At 71.2% G+C, this 22,122-nt stretch carries 18 protein-coding genes and 1 pseudogene; 6 read left to right on the plus strand and 13 right to left on the minus strand.

Features of this window, described 5'->3' with window-relative positions; all coding sequences use genetic code 11:
• Positions 1-110 precede the first annotated feature (110 nt).
• Both AC067N_RS35640 and AC067N_RS35645 read right to left on the minus strand, forming a co-directional pair.
• On the minus strand, positions 111-1,931 hold the full coding sequence (locus AC067N_RS35640; protein ID WP_478683087.1) for an IucA/IucC family protein: 1,821 nt from the start codon (positions 1,929-1,931) through the stop codon (positions 111-113).
• Positions 1,913-3,112 carry an ATP-grasp domain-containing protein gene (locus AC067N_RS35645; protein WP_478683088.1) on the minus strand — a complete coding sequence of 400 codons (1,200 nt, stop codon included), beginning with the start codon at positions 3,110-3,112 and terminating at the stop codon, positions 1,913-1,915. Before AC067N_RS35645 ends, AC067N_RS35640 begins: the two co-directional genes overlap by 19 nt.
• Positions 3,113-3,309: 197 nt before the next feature.
• Between AC067N_RS35645 and AC067N_RS35650 the strand changes: the two genes are divergently transcribed.
• Together AC067N_RS35650 and AC067N_RS35655 are read left to right on the plus strand one after the other, a co-directional pair.
• Complete coding sequence (locus AC067N_RS35650) at positions 3,310-4,176, plus strand: (2Fe-2S)-binding protein (RefSeq protein WP_478683089.1); 867 nt, start codon at positions 3,310-3,312, stop codon at positions 4,174-4,176.
• Positions 4,177-4,539: 363 nt separating this feature from the next.
• Complete coding sequence (locus AC067N_RS35655; RefSeq protein ID WP_478683090.1) at positions 4,540-6,630, plus strand: glycoside hydrolase family 43 protein; 2,091 nt, start codon at positions 4,540-4,542, stop codon at positions 6,628-6,630.
• A 12-nt stretch (positions 6,631-6,642) separates the two neighbouring features.
• Here AC067N_RS35655 and AC067N_RS35660 read toward each other — a convergent pair whose 3' ends face one another.
• Complete coding sequence (locus tag AC067N_RS35660) at positions 6,643-7,002, minus strand: ArsR/SmtB family transcription factor (protein WP_478683091.1); 360 nt, start codon at positions 7,000-7,002, stop codon at positions 6,643-6,645.
• Between the two features lie 149 nt (positions 7,003-7,151).
• On the opposite strand from AC067N_RS35660, the gene AC067N_RS35665 reads away from it, so the two are divergent.
• Together AC067N_RS35665 and AC067N_RS35670 are read left to right on the plus strand one after the other, a co-directional pair.
• On the plus strand, positions 7,152-8,468 hold the full coding sequence (locus AC067N_RS35665; RefSeq protein ID WP_478683092.1) for an MFS transporter: 1,317 nt from the start codon (positions 7,152-7,154) through the stop codon (positions 8,466-8,468).
• Between the two features lie 380 nt (positions 8,469-8,848).
• Positions 8,849-9,085: a hypothetical protein gene (locus tag AC067N_RS35670; protein WP_478683138.1), complete on the plus strand. Its 237-nt coding sequence runs from the start codon at positions 8,849-8,851 to the stop codon at positions 9,083-9,085.
• Between the two features lie 348 nt (positions 9,086-9,433).
• Here the strand turns inward: AC067N_RS35670 and AC067N_RS35675 are convergent.
• The 8 genes and pseudogenes from AC067N_RS35675 to AC067N_RS35710 all read right to left on the minus strand — a co-directional run.
• A pseudogene (locus tag AC067N_RS35675) lies at positions 9,434-9,511 on the minus strand (succinyl-CoA--3-ketoacid-CoA transferase); the annotation flags it as partial.
• Between the two features lie 141 nt (positions 9,512-9,652).
• Positions 9,653-10,909, minus strand: coding sequence for an MFS transporter (locus tag AC067N_RS35680; protein WP_478683093.1), 1,257 nt, complete (start codon positions 10,907-10,909; stop codon positions 9,653-9,655).
• A gap of 245 nt (positions 10,910-11,154) precedes the next feature.
• A complete protein-coding gene (locus AC067N_RS35685; protein WP_478683094.1) occupies positions 11,155-12,108 on the minus strand; it encodes a fumarylacetoacetate hydrolase family protein in 954 nt (317 codons plus the stop codon).
• An 84-nt stretch (positions 12,109-12,192) separates the two neighbouring features.
• Positions 12,193-13,131, minus strand: a complete 939-nt coding sequence (locus AC067N_RS35690) for a VOC family protein (protein WP_478683095.1) — start codon at positions 13,129-13,131, stop codon at positions 12,193-12,195.
• A 25-nt stretch (positions 13,132-13,156) separates the two neighbouring features.
• Positions 13,157-14,140: an amidohydrolase family protein gene (locus AC067N_RS35695; protein WP_478683096.1), complete on the minus strand. Its 984-nt coding sequence runs from the start codon at positions 14,138-14,140 to the stop codon at positions 13,157-13,159.
• 53 nt (positions 14,141-14,193) lie between these two features.
• Positions 14,194-15,321 carry an FAD-dependent oxidoreductase gene (locus AC067N_RS35700; protein ID WP_478683097.1) on the minus strand — a complete coding sequence of 376 codons (1,128 nt, stop codon included), beginning with the start codon at positions 15,319-15,321 and terminating at the stop codon, positions 14,194-14,196.
• A 62-nt stretch (positions 15,322-15,383) separates the two neighbouring features.
• On the minus strand, positions 15,384-16,346 hold the full coding sequence (locus AC067N_RS35705) for a cyclase family protein (protein ID WP_478683098.1): 963 nt from the start codon (positions 16,344-16,346) through the stop codon (positions 15,384-15,386).
• Positions 16,343-17,338 carry a fumarylacetoacetate hydrolase family protein gene (locus AC067N_RS35710; protein ID WP_478683099.1) on the minus strand — a complete coding sequence of 332 codons (996 nt, stop codon included), beginning with the start codon at positions 17,336-17,338 and terminating at the stop codon, positions 16,343-16,345. The genes AC067N_RS35705 and AC067N_RS35710 overlap by 4 nt, the downstream gene beginning before the upstream one ends.
• 151 nt (positions 17,339-17,489) lie before the next feature.
• Here AC067N_RS35710 and AC067N_RS35715 point away from each other — a divergent pair, with 151 nt between their 5' ends.
• Positions 17,490-18,410, plus strand: coding sequence for a LysR family transcriptional regulator (locus tag AC067N_RS35715; RefSeq protein ID WP_478683100.1), 921 nt, complete (start codon positions 17,490-17,492; stop codon positions 18,408-18,410).
• A gap of 11 nt (positions 18,411-18,421) precedes the next feature.
• Here the strand turns inward: AC067N_RS35715 and AC067N_RS35720 are convergent, their stop codons facing one another.
• Positions 18,422-19,009, minus strand: a complete 588-nt coding sequence (locus AC067N_RS35720) for a carboxymuconolactone decarboxylase family protein (protein WP_478683101.1) — start codon at positions 19,007-19,009, stop codon at positions 18,422-18,424.
• Positions 19,010-19,080: 71 nt separating this feature from the next.
• On the minus strand, positions 19,081-19,986 hold the full coding sequence (locus AC067N_RS35725) for a helix-turn-helix domain-containing protein (protein ID WP_478683102.1): 906 nt from the start codon (positions 19,984-19,986) through the stop codon (positions 19,081-19,083).
• A gap of 177 nt (positions 19,987-20,163) precedes the next feature.
• On the opposite strand from AC067N_RS35725, the gene AC067N_RS35730 reads away from it, so the two are divergent.
• Positions 20,164-22,113 carry a maleylacetate reductase and hydroxyquinol 1,2-dioxygenase domain-containing protein gene (locus AC067N_RS35730; RefSeq protein WP_478683103.1) on the plus strand — a complete coding sequence of 650 codons (1,950 nt, stop codon included), beginning with the start codon at positions 20,164-20,166 and terminating at the stop codon, positions 22,111-22,113.
• The last annotated feature ends 9 nt before the right edge of the window (positions 22,114-22,122 follow it).

Genomic DNA, 22,122 nt, shown 5'->3' on the forward strand with positions numbered 1-22,122 from the left:
ACGCGGTGGTGGGGCGGGAGGGTCGGCAGAGGGTGAGGTCGGTGGTGCCGTCGCGGATGGACGCGGCGGGCCGGCGAACGCGGGACGTGTCATCGGGGGTGCCTCGGCCGTCATGCCGGGCCGCCCGTCCGGAGGAGGTAGTTGGGGCCGGTCGTGTAGTGCTTGTTGATGTCGGCGGCGCCCGAGCGCTCCTTGCTGAGCAGGGTCCCGGCGGTCACCATCGCCTTCACCGGCAGTTCGGGGGCGTGGAGGACCCGGTCCCGCAGTACCGCCGCCGCGTCGCCGCCGAGCCGGTCGACGGCCTCGGCGAGCCGGTCCCGTACGAGGTCCAGCAGCACGGGCAGGGGGGCACGGCCGTGCCGGGCGAGGCCGAACGCGTAGGCGCCCGCGCAGAGGTGGACGGTGACGGTGGTGAACAGGTCGGTCACCGCCTTGTCGCCCGGGGCGAAGGTGCGCGCGTCGTCGAAGCCCCAGGTGCCGCCGCCGAGCGTGGCGGTCAGCCGGGTGCTGTTGACGCGGGGGCCGTCGTTGTCCTTGAGCAGGAGGCGCAGTTCACCGGGGGCGGGGCCGAACACCAGGGAGACGTTCTGCTGATGGGACTCCAGGGCTATGCCGTACCCGAAGAGGGTGGTCTGCCAGTCGAACAGCAGGGTGAGCACCGCGTCCAGCAGGGCGGTCACGTCACCGTCGTGGTGGCGGTCGGCGAGGTGGTCGACGACCAGGCCCCCGCCGGGCGCCTCGGCGAGGAGGGCGGCCATCGGGACGACGGCGGCGTCGTCGAGGTCCCCGGGGTAGCGGCGGCACAGGACGGCGAGCAGTTCGTGCCCGGCGTGGGCGTACACGGTCTCGTCGGCGTGCAGCACCTTGTCCCGGAAGCGGGGCTCGCGGTCGATGACCGCCTCCAGCAGCCGCTGGCCGGCGGCGCCGTCGACGAGGGTGCCGGGTTTGACGGTGCGCTTGTTGCGCAGGCCGAGGGTGGCGGTGGCCAGCGGGAGCTTGAGGTGCAGGGAGGGGGCGGCGGCGGGGGCGACCGTGCGCATCGACAGGGTGGGGACGACGTCGAGGTACGGCCAGTCGGCGAGTACGGCCCGGTCCGCGAGTCCGGTCTCGCGCAGCGCGGCGTCGAGGGGCGCGCCGACGGTGGACGGGTGGACGGGCAGGGCGACATGGGTGCGGTCGAGGTCCGCGAGACCGAGCGCGGACGGGGTGGGCCACCCGTCCGGGAGCTGCCCCGCGACGGTGACCGACTCACGGGGAAGGGCGAGCCACTGCAGCCGGAAGTCCGGGTGGAACTCCGGCGCGTAGGCGCGTAGCCGCGGCTCGTCGAGGCCCGCGCGGCCCCGTGCGGTCGGGTAGACGGGGTGGTCGAGCCGGGCGGCGAGGGTCTCGTACGCCAGCTGGCCGCGCAGCCCGGTCCATTCGGCGAGGTCGGTGCCGTACAGCTCGCCGAGCCCGTCGGTGACCTCCTGGGCCGTGTCGTCGTGCAGCCGCATCGCGGCGAGGGTCTGTCGGCACTCCTCGGCGAAGGCGTCGAAGCCGTCCTGGTCGACGGGGTCGGCCAGGGCCCGCAGTTCGGTGAGGGCACTCGCGCAGGTCGGGTACGCGGTGCCGTCCGACTCCCGGACGAGGAGCGGCAGGCGAGCGGCGTACGCGTGCTGGAAGCCGTCCTCGGCGACGGGGAGCAGCAGGGCGTCGTCACCGGTGGGCAGCCGCAGCCAGGGGCCGTCCGGGCGCTCGACGAGGGTGCTGTCCTCGCGCAGGCCGACGACGTTCTCGCGGAGCAGGGCGCCGAGCACGCGTGCGAGCAGCGTGGCCTCGGCGGTGTCGACGGACGCCACGGAGCCGACGGGATCGGGGGTCTCCGCGGTGCTGGACGCGGGCGTCCGCGGGTCGGTGGCTGCGACGGCGGCGGTCACGGCTGGATCTCCCATCTCCGCGCGGCGAGGAAGTCCGCCACCGCCCGGTCGACGGCCTCCTGACCGGGGCCCGTCGCGCGGAGCACACCGAGGTAGTCGCGGTTGGTCCGGTACAGCTCGTGCCGCTCGCCGGTCCGGCGGAGCGGCCGGTACGTCAGGTGCACGCCGTCGACGTGGAGTTCGGCCGGTCCGGGGGCCGCGACGAGCGTGCCGGCACGGTCGGCGCACGGGTACTCGAGGCGGGCCGCGCCGTCGCACCGTGCCACCAGGTCGGGCGGGAGGGGCTCGCCGAGGTGGGTGCGCAGGATGTGCTCGAAGAGCGGCAGGTCGAGGAGCTCGGCGAGGAGGAGGTCGCACTGGTCGCCGATGGCACGGTAGTTGACCTCGATGACGCGGGCCCGGCCCTGGTGGACCACGAACTCGGTGTGACAGGCGCCGAACCCCACGCCGAGCGCGTCCAGTTGCGCGAGGACCTGCGCGACGACCGGTTCCGGATGGGCCGCCACGAAGGCCATCCGCTCCTCGATGAAGTACGGCGGCGCGGACAGCTCGGTCTGGAAGCCGCCGAGGACATGCCGCACGCGGCCGTCGCCGAGGGTCTCCAGGGTGTACAGCTCGCCCGGCAGGTACTCCTCGACGACCAGCGTGGCGCCGGGGCGGCGGGCGAGGATCTCCTTGCCGCGGGCGACGAGATCGGCGGGGGTCCCGACGAGTACGACGTCCTCGCTGGCGACGCCCTCGCGGGGCTTGATGACACAGGGGTACGGCGCGTCGACGAGGGGCGGGCCGGTCAGGTCGGCCGGGCCGGCGATCTCGGCGGACCACACGGTGTCCGCTCCCGCGACGGCCAGACGGCGGCGCATCTCGCCCTTGTCCTTGCAGCGCAGGGTGGCCCGCCAGTCCTTGCCGGGGAGCCCGAAGTACGCGGCGGCGAGGGCGGCCTGGGTCTGGAGGTGGTCGCTGTTGGTGAAGACCGCGTCGGGCCGGTGGTGGGTGGAGATCCGGGTGATGACGGCACGGAAGTCACGTACGTCGCAGTGGAGGACCTCGACGCCGGGGTGGTCCGGGTACACGCCGTGGTGGGCGTCCGGCCGGTCGGTGAGGATCGTGACGTCCGGGCCGAGGCGGGCGGCCGCGGGCAGGAAGCCCTCGGTGACGGAGTCGGTGGGGTTGAGGGCGAGGAGATACAGACGCATGGGAGGGGGCACGGCTTCCGCTGGCGGGTGACGGGTCGGACGGGGGCGGGCCGGCGACGAAGGGGGCCGCGGGGACGGCCTGGACAGCCCCGCGCTTCACGATCCGCACCCCACTTGGCCATCAGCACTTGATCTTGCAGCTAAGGTAAGGCTTACCTCCTCGCCTCACCAAACTCCCTCACGCTCTGGAGTTGCCGATGACCATGGCCTCCCTGGCACTCCCCCGGGCCGCCGTTCCCACGCGTGTCCCGGGTCTCCTCGCCGCCGCCTACCGCCGTCTGGACACGATGTGCGAGGTGCTGTCCGTGCGTGTCGTGGAACCGGGCGGGGGGCCGGCGCCATCCCCCGGAATGACCACGAACACAGTGGTGTTGACGGACGACCGGGCGAACCTGGAGGCGTTCGTCGAGGCCGAGGCCGTGCGGATCCGGCAGCGCCACGACCACACCGCGCCGAGCCATGTCGCCGCCTCCCGCGCCCTCCATGACTATGTGTGGTCGGTCGCCCTGCTGATGAGCGGCGTCTGGTACCTGGAGCGGCGGGTGCCGCGCATCGCTCCCGGTGACATTCGCGTGGACCTCGGGTCCGGTGCGTACGAGGTCCGTCCCGGCTCCGGCCTCGTCTGCCTGCCGGACGACTCCGCGGCGGTGCTCGCGGGCGGGCGGCCGGTCGTCCACCAGGAGGCGTTGCGGGCCGAGTTGCGGACGGCCGTGGCGGATCACATGGGGCCGGTGCTGGAGGCTTTCGGGCCGTATGTGCGCCGGGGCTCCCGGGCGCTGTGGGGCATGGTCTCCGACGACCTGGTCTCCGGGCTGTGGTACCTCGGGCGCGTGCGCGGCGACGAGACCGCCGGTGTCCGGGCCGCCTCGGAGGTGCTGCCCGCCGCCCACGCACCCTTCCCGGGCGGCGCAGACTTCCGCCTCCTGCGCACGGCCGACGGCCGCGAGCATCCGACCCGCACGCGCAGGGGCTGCTGCCTCTACTACACGATCCGCCCGGCGGAGACCTGCTCGACCTGCCCGCGCACCTGCGACGCGGAACGACTGCGCCGGCTGGAGAGCTGACCCGGCGCCAGACGACCGGCGAGCCGACCCGGGTGGTCAGCCGACGGGCGAGCCGACCCGGGTGGTCAGCCGACGCGCGAGCCGACCCGGGTGGTCAGCCGACGGGCGAGCCGACTCAGGTGGTGAGCTGACGACAGCGCCGGCCCAGGCGGTCAACAGCTGCTTGCCCATGACACGTCGGCCGGGCCCGCCGAGGGGCGGATCACCGACCTGGCCGTCCCGCACGGGGGTGCGGCGGTGTCGAAACTTTCGATGCCCTCGGGGAGCAGCACGGCGATTGACGCGTGTCGGCGCAGATAGCAACACTCTTCGACGGGTTTCCAACAGGAAGCCTCAAAAGAACGCAGGGCTCTGGAGGTCGGCTTGCAGGAGTACGCCGGTTACGTCTTCGTCTACTTCACCGGCGAGGGCAGCCCGGACGGCGAGCAGATCCGATGCGCGCTCAGCCGGGGCAACGACCCCCTGCGCTGGCGCGAACTCAACGGCGGCGCCCCGGTACTGACCTCGGACCTCGGCACCAGGGGACTGCGGGACCCGTTCCTCGTCCGCTCCCCGCGGGGCGACGGGTTCCATCTGATCGCCACCGACCTCCGGATGCACGGCGAGCCGGACGGCGGCTGGGACCGCGTCCAGCGCACCGGCAGCAAGGCACTCATGGTCTGGGACAGCGCCGACCTGGTGAACTGGACCGACCGGCGCCTGGTCCCGCTCGCCCCCGACACCGCCGGCAACCTCTGGGCGCCGGAGGCGTGTCACGACCCCGACCGGGACGAGTACGTCGTCTTCTGGGCCTCCAGGCTGTACGCCGAGGACGACCCGGACCACACCGCCGACACCCACAACAGGATGCTCTGCGCGACCACCCGCGACTTCCGCGTCTTCGGCGAACCCCGGCCCTGGAACGACCCCGGCCACTCCGTCATCGACTCCACGGTCGTCCGGCACGACGGCACCTACTACCGCTTCACCAAGGACGAGCGTGCCAACTCGCCCGAGTCACCCGGCGGGAAGTTCATCACCGTGGAGAAGTCGTCCGACCTGCGGGCGACATCGTGGGAGTTCGTGGCCGACCGTGTGGGACAGGGAGCGATCGAGCAGGGCGAGGGCCCGATCGTCTTCAGGTCCAACACGGAGTCCAAGTGGTATCTCTTCATCGACGAGTTCAGCGGGCGCGGCTACGTCCCCTTCGAGACCACCGACCTCGGCTCGGGCACGTGGACCCCGTGCGAGGATTTCGCCCTGCCGCCCGGCGCCCGGCACGGCTCCGTGCTGCCGGTGACACAGGCCGAGTACGAGCGGCTCCTCGCCGCCCACACGCCGCCGACGTCCGTCGTCGACGCCCATGTCCCCGGGCCGCTCAAGGCGTACGCCCTCGTCGACGAGGACACCTCGAAGGTCGTGCTGCCGCTGCATCCCGGCACCGAACTCGGCTCGCTCGCCCCCGAGTTCGACCTGGCGGCGGGCGCGAGGATCGACCCGCCCTCCGGGACACCGCGCGACTTCAGCACTCCGCGGCGGTACACGGTCACGGCGGTGGACGGCACCCGGCGCACCTGGACGGTGGAGGCCCTCCACATGCGCAGCCCGCTGCTGCCGGGGCTGACCGCCGACCCCAACATCCAGGAGTTCGCCGGCCGTTACTACATCTACCCGACGACCGACGGCTTCGAGGACTGGGGCGGCACCCGGTTCACGGTCCACTCCTCCGACGACCTGGTGACCTGGGAGAGCCACGGGGTCGTCCTGGACCTGGAGTCCGACGTGAGCTGGGCGGACCGGTACGCCTGGGCGCCGGCCGCCGGGGAGCACGACGGGTCGTACTACCTCTACTTCTGCGCGAACCAGCAGATCGGCGTGGCCGTCGCGGACAGCCCCACGGGTCCCTTCCGGGACGCGCTCGACCGGCCCCTCATCGCACGGGACGACTACGCCGGCCAGATGATCGACCCGGCCGTGTTCCGGGACGACGACGGCACCGCGTACCTGTACTGGGGCAACACCGAGGCGTACGGGGTGCCACTCCACGAGGACATGGTGTCGTTCGACCCGGCGCGGGTGCGGCGGTTCACCCCCGAGGGCTTCCGCGAGGGAGCGTTCGTCATCAAACGGCGGGGCGTCTACTACTTCATGTGGTCGGAGGACGACACCCGCAGCGAGGACTACCGGGTCGCCTACGCGACGGGGCCCTCGCCGCTCGGGCCGTGGACGAAGAAGGGGGTGATCCTACGCAAGCGCCCCGCGTACGGAATCCTCGCCACCGGTCATCACACCGTCGTGAACGTCCCCGGCACCGACGACTGGTACATCTGCTACCACCGGTTCGCGGTTCCCGGTCCCGGAACGCCGCGCGGCGACGGCACGCACCGTGAGTCGACCCTGGACCGGTTGGTGTTCGCGGCGGACGGCTCGATCGAGGAGGTCGTGCCGACCCTGGAGTCCGTCGACCCCGTCTGAGTGAACCGGCCGTCAGTCGTGCGGCGCCTGTCCGCTGACGCGGTGGTCGGCGTGGCTGAGGGCCTCCAGGACCAGGCGTCGCAGATGTCCGTCGCTGAGGCTGTAGTGGATGTGGCGCCCTTCGCGGCGGGTCTGCACGAGCCCGGCGAGCCGCAGCTTCGCGAGGTGCTGGCTGACCGCGGTCCGTGACGCCTCACAGCGTTCGGCGAGGGATCCGACGTCGGACTCGCCCTGCGCCAGGAGCCACAGCAGATGCAGCCGGGTCACGTCGGAGAGCATCGCGAACACCCCGGTCGCCTCGGTGAGCCGCGCGCTGTCGGGAGCGCGCAGATGCGCACCGGGCGCAGGTGACACGGCGTGGCGTTCAGGCATGGGGCCAGCCTAGAGCCATGGGGCGGCCGCGGGTCGACCGTGACGGCGACTTCCGGGCCATCATGTGCACAGGTGCGCACATGATGGCTACACTCGGAGGTGATCGCGCGCCAGCGCGCCGAGCCGTCGCGCCGAGGGGAGCCGCCCGTATGCTCGCCGTCCTGCGTCACCGCACCTACCGGCATCTGTTCGCCGCCCAGGTCATCGCCCTGGTCGGTACGGGTCTCGCGACCGTCGCGCTGGGGCTGCTGGCGTACGACCTGGCGGGCGCCGACGCGGGGGCCGTGCTGGGTACCGCCCTGGCGATCAAGATGGTGGCGTACGTGGCGATCGCCCCCGCCGTCGGCGCGATCGCCGACCGGCTGCCGCGCCGGGCGCTCATGGTGACGGCGGACCTGGTGCGCGCCGGCGTCGCGGTGTTCCTGCCGTTCGTGGACTCGGTCTGGCAGGTGTACGTCCTGGTGTTCCTCCTGCAGTCCGCGTCGGCGGTGTTCACCCCGACGTTCCAGGCGGTGATCCCGGACGTGCTGCCCGAGGAGCGCGCCTACACGAGGGCCCTGTCGATGTCCCGTCTCGCCTACGACCTGGAGAGCCTCTTCTCCCCCGCGCTCGCGGCGGCGCTGTTGTCCGTCATCACCTACAACTGGCTGTTCACCGGCACCGTCGTCGGTTTCCTCGCGTCGGCCGCGCTGGTGGTCTCGGCCGTACTGCCCGGTCGGACCGCAGGCCCGGAACCCGGGGGCGGCCGCCGCTCGGGCATCCGCGGTTTCCTCGCCGTCCCCCGGCTGCGGGCACTGCTCGCCCTGGACCTCGCGGTCGCCGCGGCCGGTGCGACGGTCACCGTCAACTCCGTGGTCTACGTCCGCGATGTGCTGGGCCTGTCCGAGGGTGCGGTGCCGCTGGCGCTCGGGGCGTACGGGGCGGGGTCGATGGTGGTGGCGCTGCTGCTGCCGCGGCTGCTGGACCGGGTGCCGGACCGGGCTGTGATGCTGCCGGCCGCGCTCGTGCTGGCGGTCGTCTTCGCCGGGCTGGGAGCCGTCACCGCGGCGCCGGGCGGCGGTTGGCGGGTGCCCGCGCTGCTCGGTGTCTGGGCCGCGTTCGGCGCGGCGTGCTCGGCGGTGCTCACACCGACCGGACGGCTGATCCGGCGCTCGGTGCCGGCCGGGGAGCGTACGGCCGCGTTCGCCGCCCAGTTCTCCCTCTCGCACGGCTGCTGGCTGCTGACCTATCCGCTGGCCGGCTGGCTCGGCGCGACGGCCGGACTCGGCTGGACGGCGCTCGCCCTGGGCTCCGTCGCCCTGGCCGCCGCGCTACTCGCCGTACGGCTGTGGCCGGCGCAGCCCGCGACGCATGTGCACTCCGACCTCCCGCTCGGCCACCCTCATCTGGCGGGCGCCCTGCGGGTGCCGACGGGCTGGCGGCACAGCCACGGGCGGCTGGGGGACGGGCTGCACGCCGGGTTGTAGCGGCGGATCACCCTGGCCGCCGGGGCTGCCGGGGGCGGACCCGCACCTGCGCCCGCCCTCTGCTGAGAGCGATCTGGTCCCGGCCGGAACCGTTCCGCGTCCGGCCTCACGAAGACACAAACGCCTTGCGGTGGTCTCAACAGACCCAGTTCAGATCGCGCCACCCGACGGTGCGAACCAAGGGCTTCGATGGTCGTGGCCTGAGCCAGCTGCAGGGAACACCTTTCATCGCGTCGCGAGCCCAGGAGCTCTCACGTAGACGAAGGACCGTGCAGTTCGCTGGGGTTGCGAACGGCTGGTGGGATGTTGTGCCTTGAGCACTTCCATTAGGGAGCACGCGCACCCTGGCCAGGCTCTGGCCTGCGGACCACGATGTCGCGTTGGCCGACGCCGGTGGAACACGGCTGGCCAAGCTACGAATCAGCGACGATGCTGCCGGACTTGCCCAGCTCACAGCCCTGCTGACCGAACACGACGACAGCAAAGATCACCCGATTCCGGTCGCCATCGAGATGTCCCGGGGGCTACTGGTCGCCTGCCTGCACGCGACGGGACGTCCAGTGAGATCGTTTCATCTTGAACTCGCAGGTCGGGCCACTGGTGTGGGTGGAGATTGACACGCTGGTGCCGGTCTCGGACGCGATCATCAGCAGGTGATCGTCTGCCACGAGCCGGTTCGGCCGAGCTGCTGCGCAAAAACTGGCGGAGATTGACGCCGAGCTGGGCCGGCTTGAGGCGGCCGAGGTGGTGTTCGGGCAGTGGGCCGAGGCGACGGACGGGGGACGGCGGCCGTCGGGCATCGTGGAGCCAGAGCCGGAGCCGGAGCCGGTGGTGGTGACGCCCGGGGCGGGTGGGATGCGGCTGATCCCGGACCGCAAGGAAGGCATGGTGTGGAGGTGCTCACGCCGGACTATCGGCAGATCATGGAGATCGTCGCGAAGGCGTCGGGGCCGGTGATGGCCAAGGAAGCCGCCGACGGCCAGGGAGGCTCCGTCGGGGATGTCGGCGACCGCCTCGTCGGCGCTTGGGCGGGCCTTGTCCATGGGTGAGAGGGCCTTTCTGCTGGTTCGGGTGCCCCGGCGGCGCGGAGCGCGTGGTTCAGGTTTCCTGGCGCACGGCGTCCGAGACCGGCTCGGCGCCGCTGTGCGCGGTGAGGCCGCCGTCGATCGGGGTCTCCACGGTGTTCACACAGATCGTGCGGGGCCCGTGTGCACGGCCCGCCGCCCGGCGACCAGCAGCCCGAGCGCGATTGTTGCGGTGGCCAGGCCCAGCAGGCCCACGGCACCGGCCAGAGTGCCGACCACCGACTCGACGGCGAGCAGCACCAGCGGGCACACGAAACAGCCGCCGAAGTAGGCAGATGTCCACAGCCCCGTGCCCCGGCCGCGGTCCTCGTACTTCAGCCGGGACATGGCACTGGTGAGGACCGCCGGCAACAGCATTCCCGTACCCAGGCAGTTGATCACTGCACCGACGACCATCAGCGGGATGCTGTCGGCGAGGAACATCACGCCGAAACCGGCCGCGCAGATGGTGAGGACGGCGGGCAGCATCGGGTCGGGGGAGCGCTTCAGCCGGGCGAAGGTAATCGCTCCGGCCACCGTGGCGGCGCTCGCGCCCGCGGTTGCCAGACCGATGACACCGGTGCTCTCCACGCCGAGGTCATCGAGCAGGTACGACATCTCCGCGGGAACGGTGTAGAAAACCATCGCCCCGAAGAAGGTCAGGGCGCAGCTGCCCGTCATCTGCCGCCAAGGGAAGGGGCGATGGGCAGCCTGGAGACCTTCCACGGCTGTCCTTGTGACCTCGCGCACCGTCGGGCTGGGCAGGGCGAAGGCCAGCACCGGGGCGAGCAGCAGGCTCACCGCGTACACCCAGAACGGGACCCGCCAGCCCGCCGCACCGGCAGCACCTCCGAGCACGAAGAACGCCGTGGCGGACGCGGAGGCGCACATGGTCTGCAGGGCGAGGTACTTCACCCGCCGCCGGCCGGAGTAGTAGTCGCCGATCAGGGTGGTGCAGCAGGTCATGATGGCAGCCTCGGTGACGCCGACCAGGGCGCGGCTGGCAATGATCGCGCCCAGCGAGTCCAGCCAGAGCGGTGCGGTGCCGAACAGCGCGTACAGGACGGTCGCCACCAGGAGCAGACGCTTGCGGCCCACGCGGTCCACGATCACTCCGGCGAACGGTGCCAGCAGAGCAAGTGCCAGTGCCGGAATGGTCAGCGCGAGGGGGACGAGCGCCGTGGCGCCGGGGGTCGAGGCGAAGTGGTCCTGCATTTTCGGCAGCACAGGAGCGATCAGTACCGCGCCCAGCACGGGCAGACAGCTGCCGGCCATCAGCGCGCTCACCCGTAGCAGGTGTGCCGGGCCCGACACACTCACGGACGGCGGGGCGGACTCGTCGACCGCGGCGCAGGGCAAGGGAACGGAAGCAGGCATGGCAACTCCGGGGGACGGTGTGTGCAGTGGGCATGCCGTACAGGCGCGGGCGGCGTTCGGCATGCGGGGAGGACGTCACGCCGACGCAGAACGGGGACGCGGCGTGCAGGTGGGACGACTATGCGGCCTCGGGGGCCCGCCGCCCACCCTCCGTGCGATCGGTATGCCGGATCCGGCTCATCCGCGCGACCGATGCGGTGTCGTGGCCTGAGCAGGGCGGGTTGTGCCGGCGGAGTCCGGTCCGTTCAGGGACGGGGACGGCTTCGGGGACGACGGCGTCCGGTCGGGAGGGGTACCGGCTCGGGGCCGGGGATGACGGTGTTGCGGACGGAGCCGAGGACGTCCGCGGTGAGGGTGACGGTGTCGCCCGGCTTCAGCGGCGGCGGGATCCGCTCGCCTCGTATACCCCACAGTTCGGCCAGGCAACCGCCGTTGCCGCAGGTGCCCGAGCCGAGCACGTCGCCGGCTCGGACGACGGTTCCGCGTGAGGCGTAGGCGATCATCTCCTCGAAGGTCCAGCTCATGTTGGACAGCAGGTCCTTGCCGACGACCTCGCCGTTGATCTCCGAGGTCAGGGCGAGGCGCAGAAAGCCGTCGGCGTCCCGGTACGGCTCCAGCTCGTCCGGGGTCACGAGGTGGGGGCCGAGGGTGGTGGCGGTGTCCTTGCCCTTGCAGGGGCCGAGGCCCACCTGCATCTCACGGACCTGGAGGTCGCGGGCCGACCAGTCGTTGAACAGGGTGTATCCGGCGATGTGGTCGCGCGCCTGCTCGGGCGTCAGGTCGCGGCCCTCGCGGCCGATGACGACCGCGACCTCGAGTTCGAAGTCCAGCACCTTGCTGCCGGGCGGATACGGGACGTCGTCGTGTGCGCCGATCAGGGCGGCGGGGTTGGTGAAGTAGAAGGTGGGTGCGTCGTACCACGCCTCGGGTACGCCGCGGTCCCCGGAGCGCCGTACGCCCTCGATGTGCTCTTCGAAGGTGTAGAAGTCGCGCACGGACGGCGGTTCCAGGGGCGGAAGCAGCCGTACGGCGTCCAGCGGGACCGGGTCCGCGGTGGGCGGGAGGTCGGTTGCCGCTCGCGGGAGGCCGGAGCGGATCAGGTCGAGCAGTGTCGTGCCGTCGGGGAAGGGACGTATGGCGGCACCGTCCAGCACGCCGCAGTGGCGGCGGCCCTGATACTCGTACGTGGCCAAGCGCATGGGGGCTCCAAGGGAGGCGGGCCGGGGGCGCGGCGGGCACTGAGGGCCGAGCGGGGCATCGCCGCGCCCCCGGAGCAGGGAGGATCAGACCGGCGGGGCGGTGAAGCAGCCGCGGTCGGGGTCGTTGAAGGACTCCTTGGCGACCAGTTCGTTCACGGGGTTGGCGGTGCCCCACTGGTCGGAGACCTCGTCGGTGGAGAAGTCGTAGACGTGGGGGTGCCAGGTGTCCTCGTCCAACTGCTCCAGCTCGGTGGTGTACTCGACGGTGTTGCCGTGCGGGTCGTGGAAGTAGGAGAAGGTGTTGTCGCCCGCGTAGTGGCGGCCGGGGCCCCAGACCTTGTGCACCCCGGCGCGCAGCAGTCGGCCGGTGCCGCGCATGTACTCGTCGATGCCGCGCATCTCGAAGGAGATGTGGTGCAGGGAGGTGTGCGGGCCCTGGGCGATGGCCATGGAGTGGTGCTGGGAGCTGATCCGCATGAAATGCATGGCCTCGCCCATCTTGGGGTGCCAGAGGGTGTCGGAGAGCCGGAAGCCGAGGTGGCGCTCGTACCACTCCTTGGTGGCGCCCAGGTCGGGGGAGTTGATGACGACGTGCGACAGCTTGACCGGGATCGACTCCTTCTCCTCGATCTTGCGGTGCTGTCGTGCGGCGACGTCGGCGGAGACCTCGATGGTGCGGCCGTCGATGTCGAAGAAGCGGAAGCCGTAGCCGCCGCCGGGGGTGTCGACCTTGCCCGGCTGGGAGATCAACTGCACTCCGCCGGTGAGGAGTTGCTCGGCGAGGGTGTCGACGTCGGCCGGGGTGGCGGCGCCGTAGGAGATGAGGTCGAGGCGCTTTTCCTCGGCCTTGCGCAGGCGCACGATGTACTGCTCGGGGCTGCCCTCGGCGGCGAGGAAGGAGATGCCGGAGTCCTCGGCGACCTTGGTCAGGCCCCAGATGCCGGCGTAGAAGTCGAGTTGCTTGTCGTAGTCGGGAACGGCGAGGTCGACATGCCTCAGGTGGGTGAGCAGACGCTCGGCCATGAGTGGGGCTCCTGTTCGAGTGGCCTCAGGTGAGGCGCAGCAGCGATGCCGCGTTGGCACCGCGGATGGCGTGGAAGTCGGGGTCGGGCAGGTGAGCGGCGCGCAGGGCGGCCAGTGGGTCCTCGGCCCCCATGTCGAAGGGGAAGTCGGAACCGAGCAGCACCCGGTCGGCACCCGCGATCCGGACCAGCTCGCGCAGGACGGACGGGTCGTGGACGAGCGAGTCGAAGTACAGCCGCTTGAGGTAGCTGCTGGGTGGGTGGGCGCAGCCCTTGGCATCGGGACGGACCCGCCAGGCGTGGTCGGAGCGGCCGATGTGGGTGGGAAGATAGCCGCCCCCGTGCGCGGCGATCAGCTTCAGTTCCGGGTGGCGGTCCAGGACGCCGGAGAAGATCAGGTGGGAGAGCGCGACGGCGTTCTCGGTGGGCTGGCCGACGGTGTTGGACAGGTACCACTGGTCCAGGCGTTCGTCGAGGGTGCAGCCGTAGGGGTGCAGGAACAGCACCGCCCCGGTCTCCTCCGCGCGGCTCCAGAAGGGTTCGTATGCGGGGTCCGACAGTTCGCGGCCGGGTGCGTGCGAGGAGATCTCGACACCCGACAGGCCCTGCTCCAAGGCGTGTTCGAGAGCCTCGACGGCCAGGTGCGGGTGCTGGAGCGGGACCAGCCCGAGGCCGCGCAGCCGCTGCGGTGCCTGCGCGCAGTGTGCCGCGACACCGGTGTTGGCCAGCTCCCACACGGTGCGGGCCAGCTCCTCGTCCGCCCAGTAGTGGTAGTCGGGGACGGGAGACACGAGCTGTATGTCGACACCGCAGGCGTCCATCGCGGCCAGGCGGGCTTTGGCGTCGGTCAGCAGGGGGATGCGTTCACGGATCATGGGCCCACTGACGGCCTGGGCCTTTGGGCCGTTGCGGCGGGCCTCCAGAGCGCGTGCGGCGGCGCGTTCCGGCCACCCGGCGACGGCCTCCTCCAGCTCGGGGAGTACGACGTGGGCGTGGACGTCGACAGTCAAAGGGCGCGCAGCGCTTCCTAGGAACGGCGGTGGCGGGAGACGGGTGGGCGGTGTCACGGCAGTTCCGTCAGCATGGTCATCGTGCGGCCGATCAGACCGGGCACGTCGGCATCGCGTACCCCCTCCAGCTGCCACCGGCAGATCTGGACGGCGCCGTCCACGACCAGCCGGACTCGGGGGATGCGCCGCTCGTAGTAGGCCGTGAGCAGTTCGTCGTCCCAGTCGTCGCGGCCGGCGAGCAGCTCCGCCAGGACCAGGGCGTCCTCCAGGGACATCGCCGCGCCCTGGGCGAGAGTGGGCGGGCAGCTGTGCGCGGCGTCGCCGACGAGCACGACGCGGCCGCGGTGCCAGGAGCCCTCGACCAGGTGCCGGGTGAACACCGTGTAGTTGACTTTCTTCGGATCGGTGATGGACGCGCGGATCTCGTCCCAGGCACCGCCGTACGGCTCGGCGAGACGGCGCATCTCCTCGGCGTAGGCGTCGGGGACGAGGCTCGCGCGGTCCCGCTGGGGTTCCACCAGGTACGCGTAGAGGGAGTCCGGGCCGGTGGGACAGTAGCCGGCGATGTAACAGGGTCCGCCGTAAGCGAGGTCAGTGCGCTCGACACGTGCGGGACGAGGTGCGCAGACGCGCCAGATCCCCATGCCGACGGGTTCGGGCCGCTCGCTCATGCCGATCATGGCGCGGGTCGCGGAGTGCAGTCCGTCGGCGGCGACGACCAGGTCGTACCGGCCCGACGTGCCGTCGCTGAAGGTGACGTCGACACCTGCGGCGTCCTGTTCCAGCTGCTGGACGGTGGTACCGAGCCGGACCCGGGCACAGGATCTTCGGACCGCGTCGATGAGGATGCGCTGGAGGTCCGCCCGCTGCATGCCGACAACCGCGGGCAGGTCCGGTCCGCCAGTGCGGTGATGCGCGTCGACGTGCAGCACCGTCCCGTCGGGAGCGGTGATGCCGAGCGCGTCGAACCCGAAGCCGTGCTTCTCGACCTCCTCCCACACGCCGATCTCGCGCAGCACGCGCAGGGCGTTGCCTTGAGTGGTGATGCCGGAGCCGTGGACGTTCCAGTCGGCCCTGGCTTCGACGAGGTCGACGTCGATGCCGGCCTTGCGCAGCAGGACGGTCAGGCCGTTTCCTGCGGTGCCGCCGCCGACGACGAGGACGGTGCGGGTGTCGGTCATGGGAACTCCCTTGTTCCTCTGGCTGTGCGATCCAGCTACTTCACGGGGATCGGGCCGATGCGCTACTTGACGGCGATGGGGTTGACGGGTGAGCCGACAGCTCCGGTGATGGGCAGGGGTGCGGCGGTGAGCCAGAACTCGTACACGCCGTCGTCCGCGCAGTCCGCGGCGAGCGCGTCGAGGTCCCACATCTCGCCGACCAGCAAGCCCATGTTGGGGATGACGACCTGGTGCAGCGGCTGAAAGGCGTTCTCGAACTCGTTGGGCCGGACCTCGAAGCCCCAGGTGTCGGTGGCGATCGCGGCGATCTCGGTGCGGTGCAGCCAGCCGGCGGTGGTGAAGGACAGGCCGGGTGCGTCACCGCCCGCGTATTCGCCCCAGCCCTCACGGCGCACCCGGGCCAGCTGCCCGGTGCGCACGAGGACGATGTCACCCCGGCCGACGACGACGCCGTGTGCCTCGGCGGTGACGGTCAGGTGTTCTTCGGTGATGGCGAAGCCGTCGGGCAGCTCGCCGCCGACCCCGATGACCCGGCCGACGTCGAGGAGGACCGCGCGCCCGGCGACGTACGGGGCCATGTGCTCGATGCCGGTGACCAGGTCGCCGTCGGAGGTGACGGTCTTCGCGGCGTCGCGTCCGTTCCACGCCTTGCCGTGGTCGAAGACGTGGCCGAGTCCGTCCCACTGGGTGGAACACTGCAACGGCATCGTGATGAGGTCGTCGGCGCCGCCGATACCGTGCGGGGAACCCTGGTTGCCGAGAGCCGCGTCGGTGCCGGTCATCAGCATGGTGTGGATGGGGTTGGTGCGCCTGAGCCAGCCCTTCTGCGGGCCGTTCATGTCGAAGCGCTGTGCGAGCGAGAAACTCACCCCGCGTCGGCCCAGCGCCATGCCCTCGCGGCGTTTCGCCTCGTCGAGGAAGTTCAGGGTGCCGAGAACGTCGTCCTCTCCCCAGCGTCCCCAGTTCGAGTACGCCTTCGCGGCCTCGGCGATCGCGCCCTCGGGGTCGCGCCGGTCCAGGCTCATGCCGGTGTCCCGGCCACACAACGGGTGCGCTGCACACCGAGCCCGGTGATGGAGCCCTCCATGACGTCGCCGTCGGCCAGCAACCGGCCCCAGTGGATGCCGTTTCCTGCCGGGCTGCCCGTCAACACCAGGTCACCGGGCAGGAGTTGGGCGGTCTGCGAGATGTACGACACCAGCCGCGCGAGCCCGAACAGCATGTCCTTGGTGGACTCGTCCTGCATGGTGTTCCCGTTGAGCTTCAGCGTGACCCGCAGGTCACCGGGGTCCGCGATCGACTCGGCGGGGACGATCCACGGGCCGAGCGGGGTGAAGCCGGGAGCGTTCTTGCTGTGCAGCCAGTCGGTGCCGATGCCGGGCATGTCCTGGCGGAAGACGGTGGCGCGGTCGGTGAGGTCGTTGGCGATGGTGTACCCGGCGACGTACTCCAGGGCCTCTTCCACGGAGACCTGGTGGGCGGGTTTGGCGATCACGGCCGCCAGCTCCAGTTCCCAGTCCGGCTGCGCGGCCCATGCGGGCAGGACGACGTCGTCGTACGGGCCGGTGATCGCGCTCGGCAGACCGATGAACACGTACGGCAGGTCCTCGCGCGCCCGCCGGTCCATGACCTCCGCGAACTCCGTCCGCGCCTCCTCGACCGTGCGGGGGTCGTCGGGGGAGCGGTGGGCGACGGCCAGGTCGATCACGTGCTGCCGGTAGTTGGCGCCGGACTGGAACACTTGCCGTGGCTCCACCGGGGCATGTACCCGCAGGCCGTCCAGCGGCAGCCAGTCGCCGGCCGTGTCCGCGGCCAGAGCGCGCAGACGGGGCAGCACCTCGTCCCAGCCCTCCAGCAGCGTGCGCACGGTGAGCCCCGGCGCGCCCAGAGCGGCACGCAGGTCCAGTACATGGCCGCCCGGCACGACCAGAGCGGGGAACGGATCCCGGCCTGCTGCGCTGACGGTGCCGAGGGCGAAGGGGCTCGAGAAGGGCGGTGAATCAACATCACGTTTCACGGATGTGTCCTCTCGGTGGCGGTGCGACTAATCTGGCCGCACCACGACCGATTGGGGAAATCGATTCGCCGGATGAAGCTCATCGGCCGCACCGATGAGCTTCTTGTCTCGTCTCTCGTCTCTCGACGGGCGACCAGCCCTTGGGAGCGCCATGCATCTGGCCAGCCTTGACCTGAATCTCCTGGTTGCTCTGCGCGCCCTGCTGGAGGAACGCAACGTCACCAAGGCCGGACAGCGCATCGGGCTCAGCCAGCCCGCGATGAGCGGCGCCCTCGCGCGACTGCGCCGGCATTTCGACGACGAACTTCTCTTCAGGACCGGCAACAGCTACGAGCTGACCGCCCTCGGCCAGGCGTTGCTGGAGCGGACGGCCAGGGCCTGCGACATGGCGGAACGGGTCTTCAGCAGCCAGGCCGAATTCGACCCGGCCGAGGACCGCCACGAGTTCAAGATCATCATTTCGGACTACGCGGTGACGGTCTTCGGCACCGAACTGACCCGCACCGTTCACGCGGAGGCGCCCGGGGTCCGGCTCCACTTCGAGCTGACTCCCGCCACGGTCACCGAGGAGACAGCCGCACTGCTGAGCACCACCGACGGGCTACTGCTGCCGCACGGCTTCATCAGCGGTTACCCGGCGGTCGACGTCTTCCAGGACCGCTGGGTCTTCGTGGTCTCACAGGACAATACGGAGGTGGGCGACGAACTCACACCGAACGACCTGAGCCGGCTGCCCTGGGTGACATACCGGCGGCTGTACGACACAACATCCACGCGGCACCTGAGCATGCTCGGCATCGAGCCCCGCTCGGAGGTCTCCGCCGACACCTTCCAGGCACTGTGCTTCCTCGTCGCCGGAACCGGGAGAATCGCTCTCGTCCAGGCCAGACTCGCCGAGCGGCTGCGGGACGCCGCAGGCATTCGGATCATGGAGCCGCCGTACGGGACGATGCCCCTCCACGAAGCTCTCTGGTGGCACCCCGTCCACACCCACGACGCGGCGCACACGTGGCTTCGCGAGACTGTCGCGCGGGTCGCGAAACGGATGGCAGAGCGCTCACCGGAGGGGTGACCGAGCTGCCCTCAGGGCGCCGACGGCCTCGGCTCGCCTTCCTCACCCGCGAAAACGCGGAGCTGCAGGGCGAGCGTGGAGTAGTAGCCCACCAGGGTCGTCAGCTCGAACAGGCCGCGCTCGCCGATCGCCGACACGGCCGCGCCGTACTCGTCGTCGCCCAGGTTGCCGCAGCGCAGCAGGGCGGCCGTGGTCCGCAGCGCGACGGTCTCGTCGGGATCGGTGAGGGCCGGCAGCGCACCGGAACGCAGGGAGCCCAGCTCCTCCTCGGTCAGACCGCAGGCACGCCCCACGGCCTCGTGCGCCTCTCGTTCGAAAGCGCTGCCCCAGTGAGCGGCGACGAGGAGCACGGCCATCTCCCGCACACGGTCGCTGAGCGAGGACCGATAGCGCACCGCCGCACCCACGGCCTGCACAGCGGCACCGACCGCAGGGCTGAGAAGCATCGCGTTGAACGGTCCCCGAAGCCGTCCCTCGCCGTCGGTGAGGGCGAAGAGCTGAGGACCGGTGGCGCGTGGGCCTCCGGAGATGGCCTGGTAGACCGCGGCTTGTTCCTCGGTCAGATCGCCGGGGAGAAAACCTGCAAGGCGCGCGACCATCGTCGCTCCCTTCGTTCGACGACGGGGAACTATAGCCCGCTGCAGCCCGCGCGCCTCACGCAGCGGTTCCGTCAGCCCTCGCGGCGCAGGGCGGCCGGCGTCGTGCCGAGTTGGGCGCGGATCACTCGGGTCAGGTGCTCCTGGTGGGAGAAGCCGCATGCCGCCGCCACCTGCGCGATGGGCATGGAACCCGCGCGCAGCAGGCGGGCGGCCTGCTCCACGCGCAGGCGCACGAGGTACCGGTGGGGAGGGCACCCGACGCGGGCCTTGAAACGCCGGGCGAACTGGCTGACGCCGAGGCCCGTTGCCGAGGCGAGGTCCTCCAACGCCAGCGGCTCGGAAAGCCGGGCGTCGATGAGTTCCCGAACGGCCGCGAACTGCCGGTCGGTGAGCCCTGCCTGCCGCCCCGCACGTTCGTCGACCCTCCCCCAGCCTCCGGCCGGGGGTGCCCCCACCCGCACGCTGTGGCGACGGGCCAGCTGGGCCGCGGTCATGAGCGCGAGCTGATCCGCGTAGGTGCTGGCACTGGGCTCCCAGCGCCGTACGAGACCGTCGAGGGCCAGAACCAGCTGCTCCAGGAGCGGATCCGTGGTGCCGAACTCCTCCTCCAGCCGTACCGGCCGGCCACCATCTGCGGTCGATTGGAGGGCCGCGTCCGACAGGTAGACATGCACGGTGTTCAGGTAGCCGCCGAGTTCCACGTCCAGCTCCGTCTCGGCCGGATGCAGGAACAGACCGCCGGGCGGCACCTGCCGCGCGGCCGTCAACCCCCGGCGTCCCCTGCGGACGGTGACGGGCCCGTCCAGATGCAGGATCACCAGGTGGCTGCCGGCTCCCTGAAAGGCATCCCGGTACGGCAGCTCCCGCTGCGTCGACACATACAGCCTCTCCCAGCCGAGACCCGCACTCGTGCGGACGGGACGCACGCCCGGCCGAACCAGGATTCCGTGGGTGTCACCGAGTCCCATCTCGCTCATGCGGCCCTCCCTCGCGGCACAGTGTTGCTGCCTTCCGTACGGGCGGGCAAGCACGGACCAGGCGGCGGACGACGCCGTTTCTGTGCAGAGCGATGCCGAGATTGTGCAGGAACGCCGGTGCACGGCCTCGAATACTGCGACAGACCCCCTGACCCCCGCAGCACGGAGAGCAGCTTCATGAGGAGTTTTGTGCACACGGCCAGCCCGAGCCGGGTGGTCTTCGGCGCGGGAACGCTCCCGCAGGTCCACGATGAGGCCGAACGGCTCGGCGGGTCCCGGGTACTGCTCCTCTCCGACGGATCACCGGTCCTGCGCACGGACACCGAACGGCTCCGTGAAGTCCTGGGCGACCTGGTGGTGGCCGAGTTCGACGGCGCCGCCATGCACACTCCCGTAGAGGTGACCGAGCAGGCCCTGGATCTCCTGCGCGACCAGCGGGTGGACTGCCTCGTGGCCATCGGCGGCGGCTCGACGACCGGCCTCGCGAAGGCGCTGGCAGTCCGCACGGACCTGCCCCAGATCATCGTGCCGACCACCTATGCCGGTTCCGAGGTCACCCCCGTGCTCGGCGAGACGGTGGACGGTCGCAAGGTCACCCGGTCCTCACCCGCGATCCTGCCGGAAACGGTCGTCTACGACGTAGAGCTCACCCTCGCTCTCCCCATCGCCATGTCCGTGACCAGCGGCATCAACGCGCTGGCCCACGCCGTGGAAGCCCTCTACTCACCGGACGCCGATCCCGTCACCGACGCCATGGCCCTGGAAGCGGTCGCCGCCATCGGCCGAGCCCTCCCCGCCCTCCACGACCGTCCCTCGGACGTGGCGGCACGGGCGGATCTGCTGCAGGCGGCATGGCTGTCCGGCAGCTGCCTCGGCGCCGTCGGCATGGGCCTGCACCACAAGCTCTGTCACACGCTGGGCGGCACCTTCGGCCTGCCGCACGCCGAGACCCACACGGTGATCCTCCCGCACGCCATGGCGTACAACGCGCCTGCCGCCGAACGGACGATGGAACGCATCGCGCGCGCCCTGGGCGTGCCCGACGCCCCCACCGGCGTCTTCGACCTGATCCGCCGGGTCGGCGGACCGACGTCACTGCGGGATCTCGGCATGGCCGAGGCCGACCTGGACCGCGCGGCGGAACTGGCCACCGCGCAGCCGTATCCGAACCCGCGCGAACTGACCCGCACCGGCCTCGCCGACCTGCTGCGGGACGCCTGGCACGGCCTCCGCCCGCAGACGGCGGCCGGGTCCGTTCCCGACCTGCGCGCGCTGACCGACGAGGTCGTGGCCAGCTTCGACGGCTGCACGAACCCGCGTCTCAGGCAACTGCTCACCGATCTCGCCCGCACCCTGCACGCCTACACGATCCGCAACGACCTGACCCCCAAGGAGTGGCAGCGGGCCATCGACTTCCTCACCGAGGCCGGCCACATCACCACCGGCACGCGGCAGGAGTTCATCCTCCTCTCCGACACCCTCGGTGTGTCCAGCGTCGTCGATGCCCTCGCCAACTCCCGTACGCCCGACACCACTTCCTCCGCGATCCTCGGACCCTTCTATGTCGCCGGGCCGCCCGCCGCCGAACACGGCAGCGATATCGCGGGAGACTTCACGGGCACGCCGATGTGGGCGGACATCACGGTGACCGACCAGGAGGGGAAACCCGTCGCCGGTGCCGTCGTGGACGTCTGGCAGTCAAACGAGGACGGCTTCTACGACGTCCAACTCCCTGATCTGGACGGGCCGGTGCTGCGTGCCCGGTTCACCACCGGCGCGGACGGGCGGTTCACGTTCTGGTCGATCCTGCCGTCCGAGTACCCGATCCCGGACGACGGTCCGGTCGGCAAGATGCTCTACACCGTCGGACGCCACCCCTACCGTGCACCGCACGTGCACTTCCTGATCAACGCCCCCGGACACCAGCCGCTGATCACCCAGCTGTTCGTCCGGGGCGGGGCCTACCTCGACGGAGCCCCGGGCCGGCGCGACGCGGTCTTCGGCGTCAAGGACGACCTGGTCACGGACTTCGTCCGGCGCACCGGCCCCACGCCCGACGGCCGGCCTGTCGACGGCGAGTGGCGCCAACTCGCTTTCACCTTCCGCATCGCGAGTCTCGGGCATTGAGCGCCCATT

It is taken from the genome of Streptomyces sp. NPDC042364 (genome assembly GCF_056437585.1).

Coding starts and splice junctions, on each gene's coding strand:
- AC067N_RS35730 (WP_478683103.1), top strand. CDS start 20,164: ATGAGGAGTTTTGTGCACACGGCCAGCCCGAGCCGGGTGGTCTTCGGC.
- AC067N_RS35725 (WP_478683102.1), bottom strand. CDS start 19,986: ATGAGCGAGATGGGACTCGGTGACACCCACGGAATCCTGGTTCGGCCG.
- AC067N_RS35715 (WP_478683100.1), top strand. CDS start 17,490: ATGCATCTGGCCAGCCTTGACCTGAATCTCCTGGTTGCTCTGCGCGCC.
- AC067N_RS35680 (WP_478683093.1), bottom strand. CDS start 10,909: ATGCCTGCTTCCGTTCCCTTGCCCTGCGCCGCGGTCGACGAGTCCGCC.
- AC067N_RS35660 (WP_478683091.1), bottom strand. CDS start 7,002: ATGCCTGAACGCCACGCCGTGTCACCTGCGCCCGGTGCGCATCTGCGC.
- AC067N_RS35685 (WP_478683094.1), bottom strand. CDS start 12,108: ATGCGCTTGGCCACGTACGAGTATCAGGGCCGCCGCCACTGCGGCGTG.
- AC067N_RS35650 (WP_478683089.1), top strand. CDS start 3,310: ATGACCATGGCCTCCCTGGCACTCCCCCGGGCCGCCGTTCCCACGCGT.
- AC067N_RS35640 (WP_478683087.1), bottom strand. CDS start 1,931: ATGGGAGATCCAGCCGTGACCGCCGCCGTCGCAGCCACCGACCCGCGG.
- AC067N_RS35665 (WP_478683092.1), top strand. CDS start 7,152: ATGCTCGCCGTCCTGCGTCACCGCACCTACCGGCATCTGTTCGCCGCC.
- AC067N_RS35700 (WP_478683097.1), bottom strand. CDS start 15,321: ATGACCGACACCCGCACCGTCCTCGTCGTCGGCGGCGGCACCGCAGGA.
- AC067N_RS35705 (WP_478683098.1), bottom strand. CDS start 16,346: ATGAGCCTGGACCGGCGCGACCCCGAGGGCGCGATCGCCGAGGCCGCG.
- AC067N_RS35720 (WP_478683101.1), bottom strand. CDS start 19,009: ATGGTCGCGCGCCTTGCAGGTTTTCTCCCCGGCGATCTGACCGAGGAA.
- AC067N_RS35690 (WP_478683095.1), bottom strand. CDS start 13,131: ATGGCCGAGCGTCTGCTCACCCACCTGAGGCATGTCGACCTCGCCGTT.
- AC067N_RS35645 (WP_478683088.1), bottom strand. CDS start 3,112: ATGCGTCTGTATCTCCTCGCCCTCAACCCCACCGACTCCGTCACCGAG.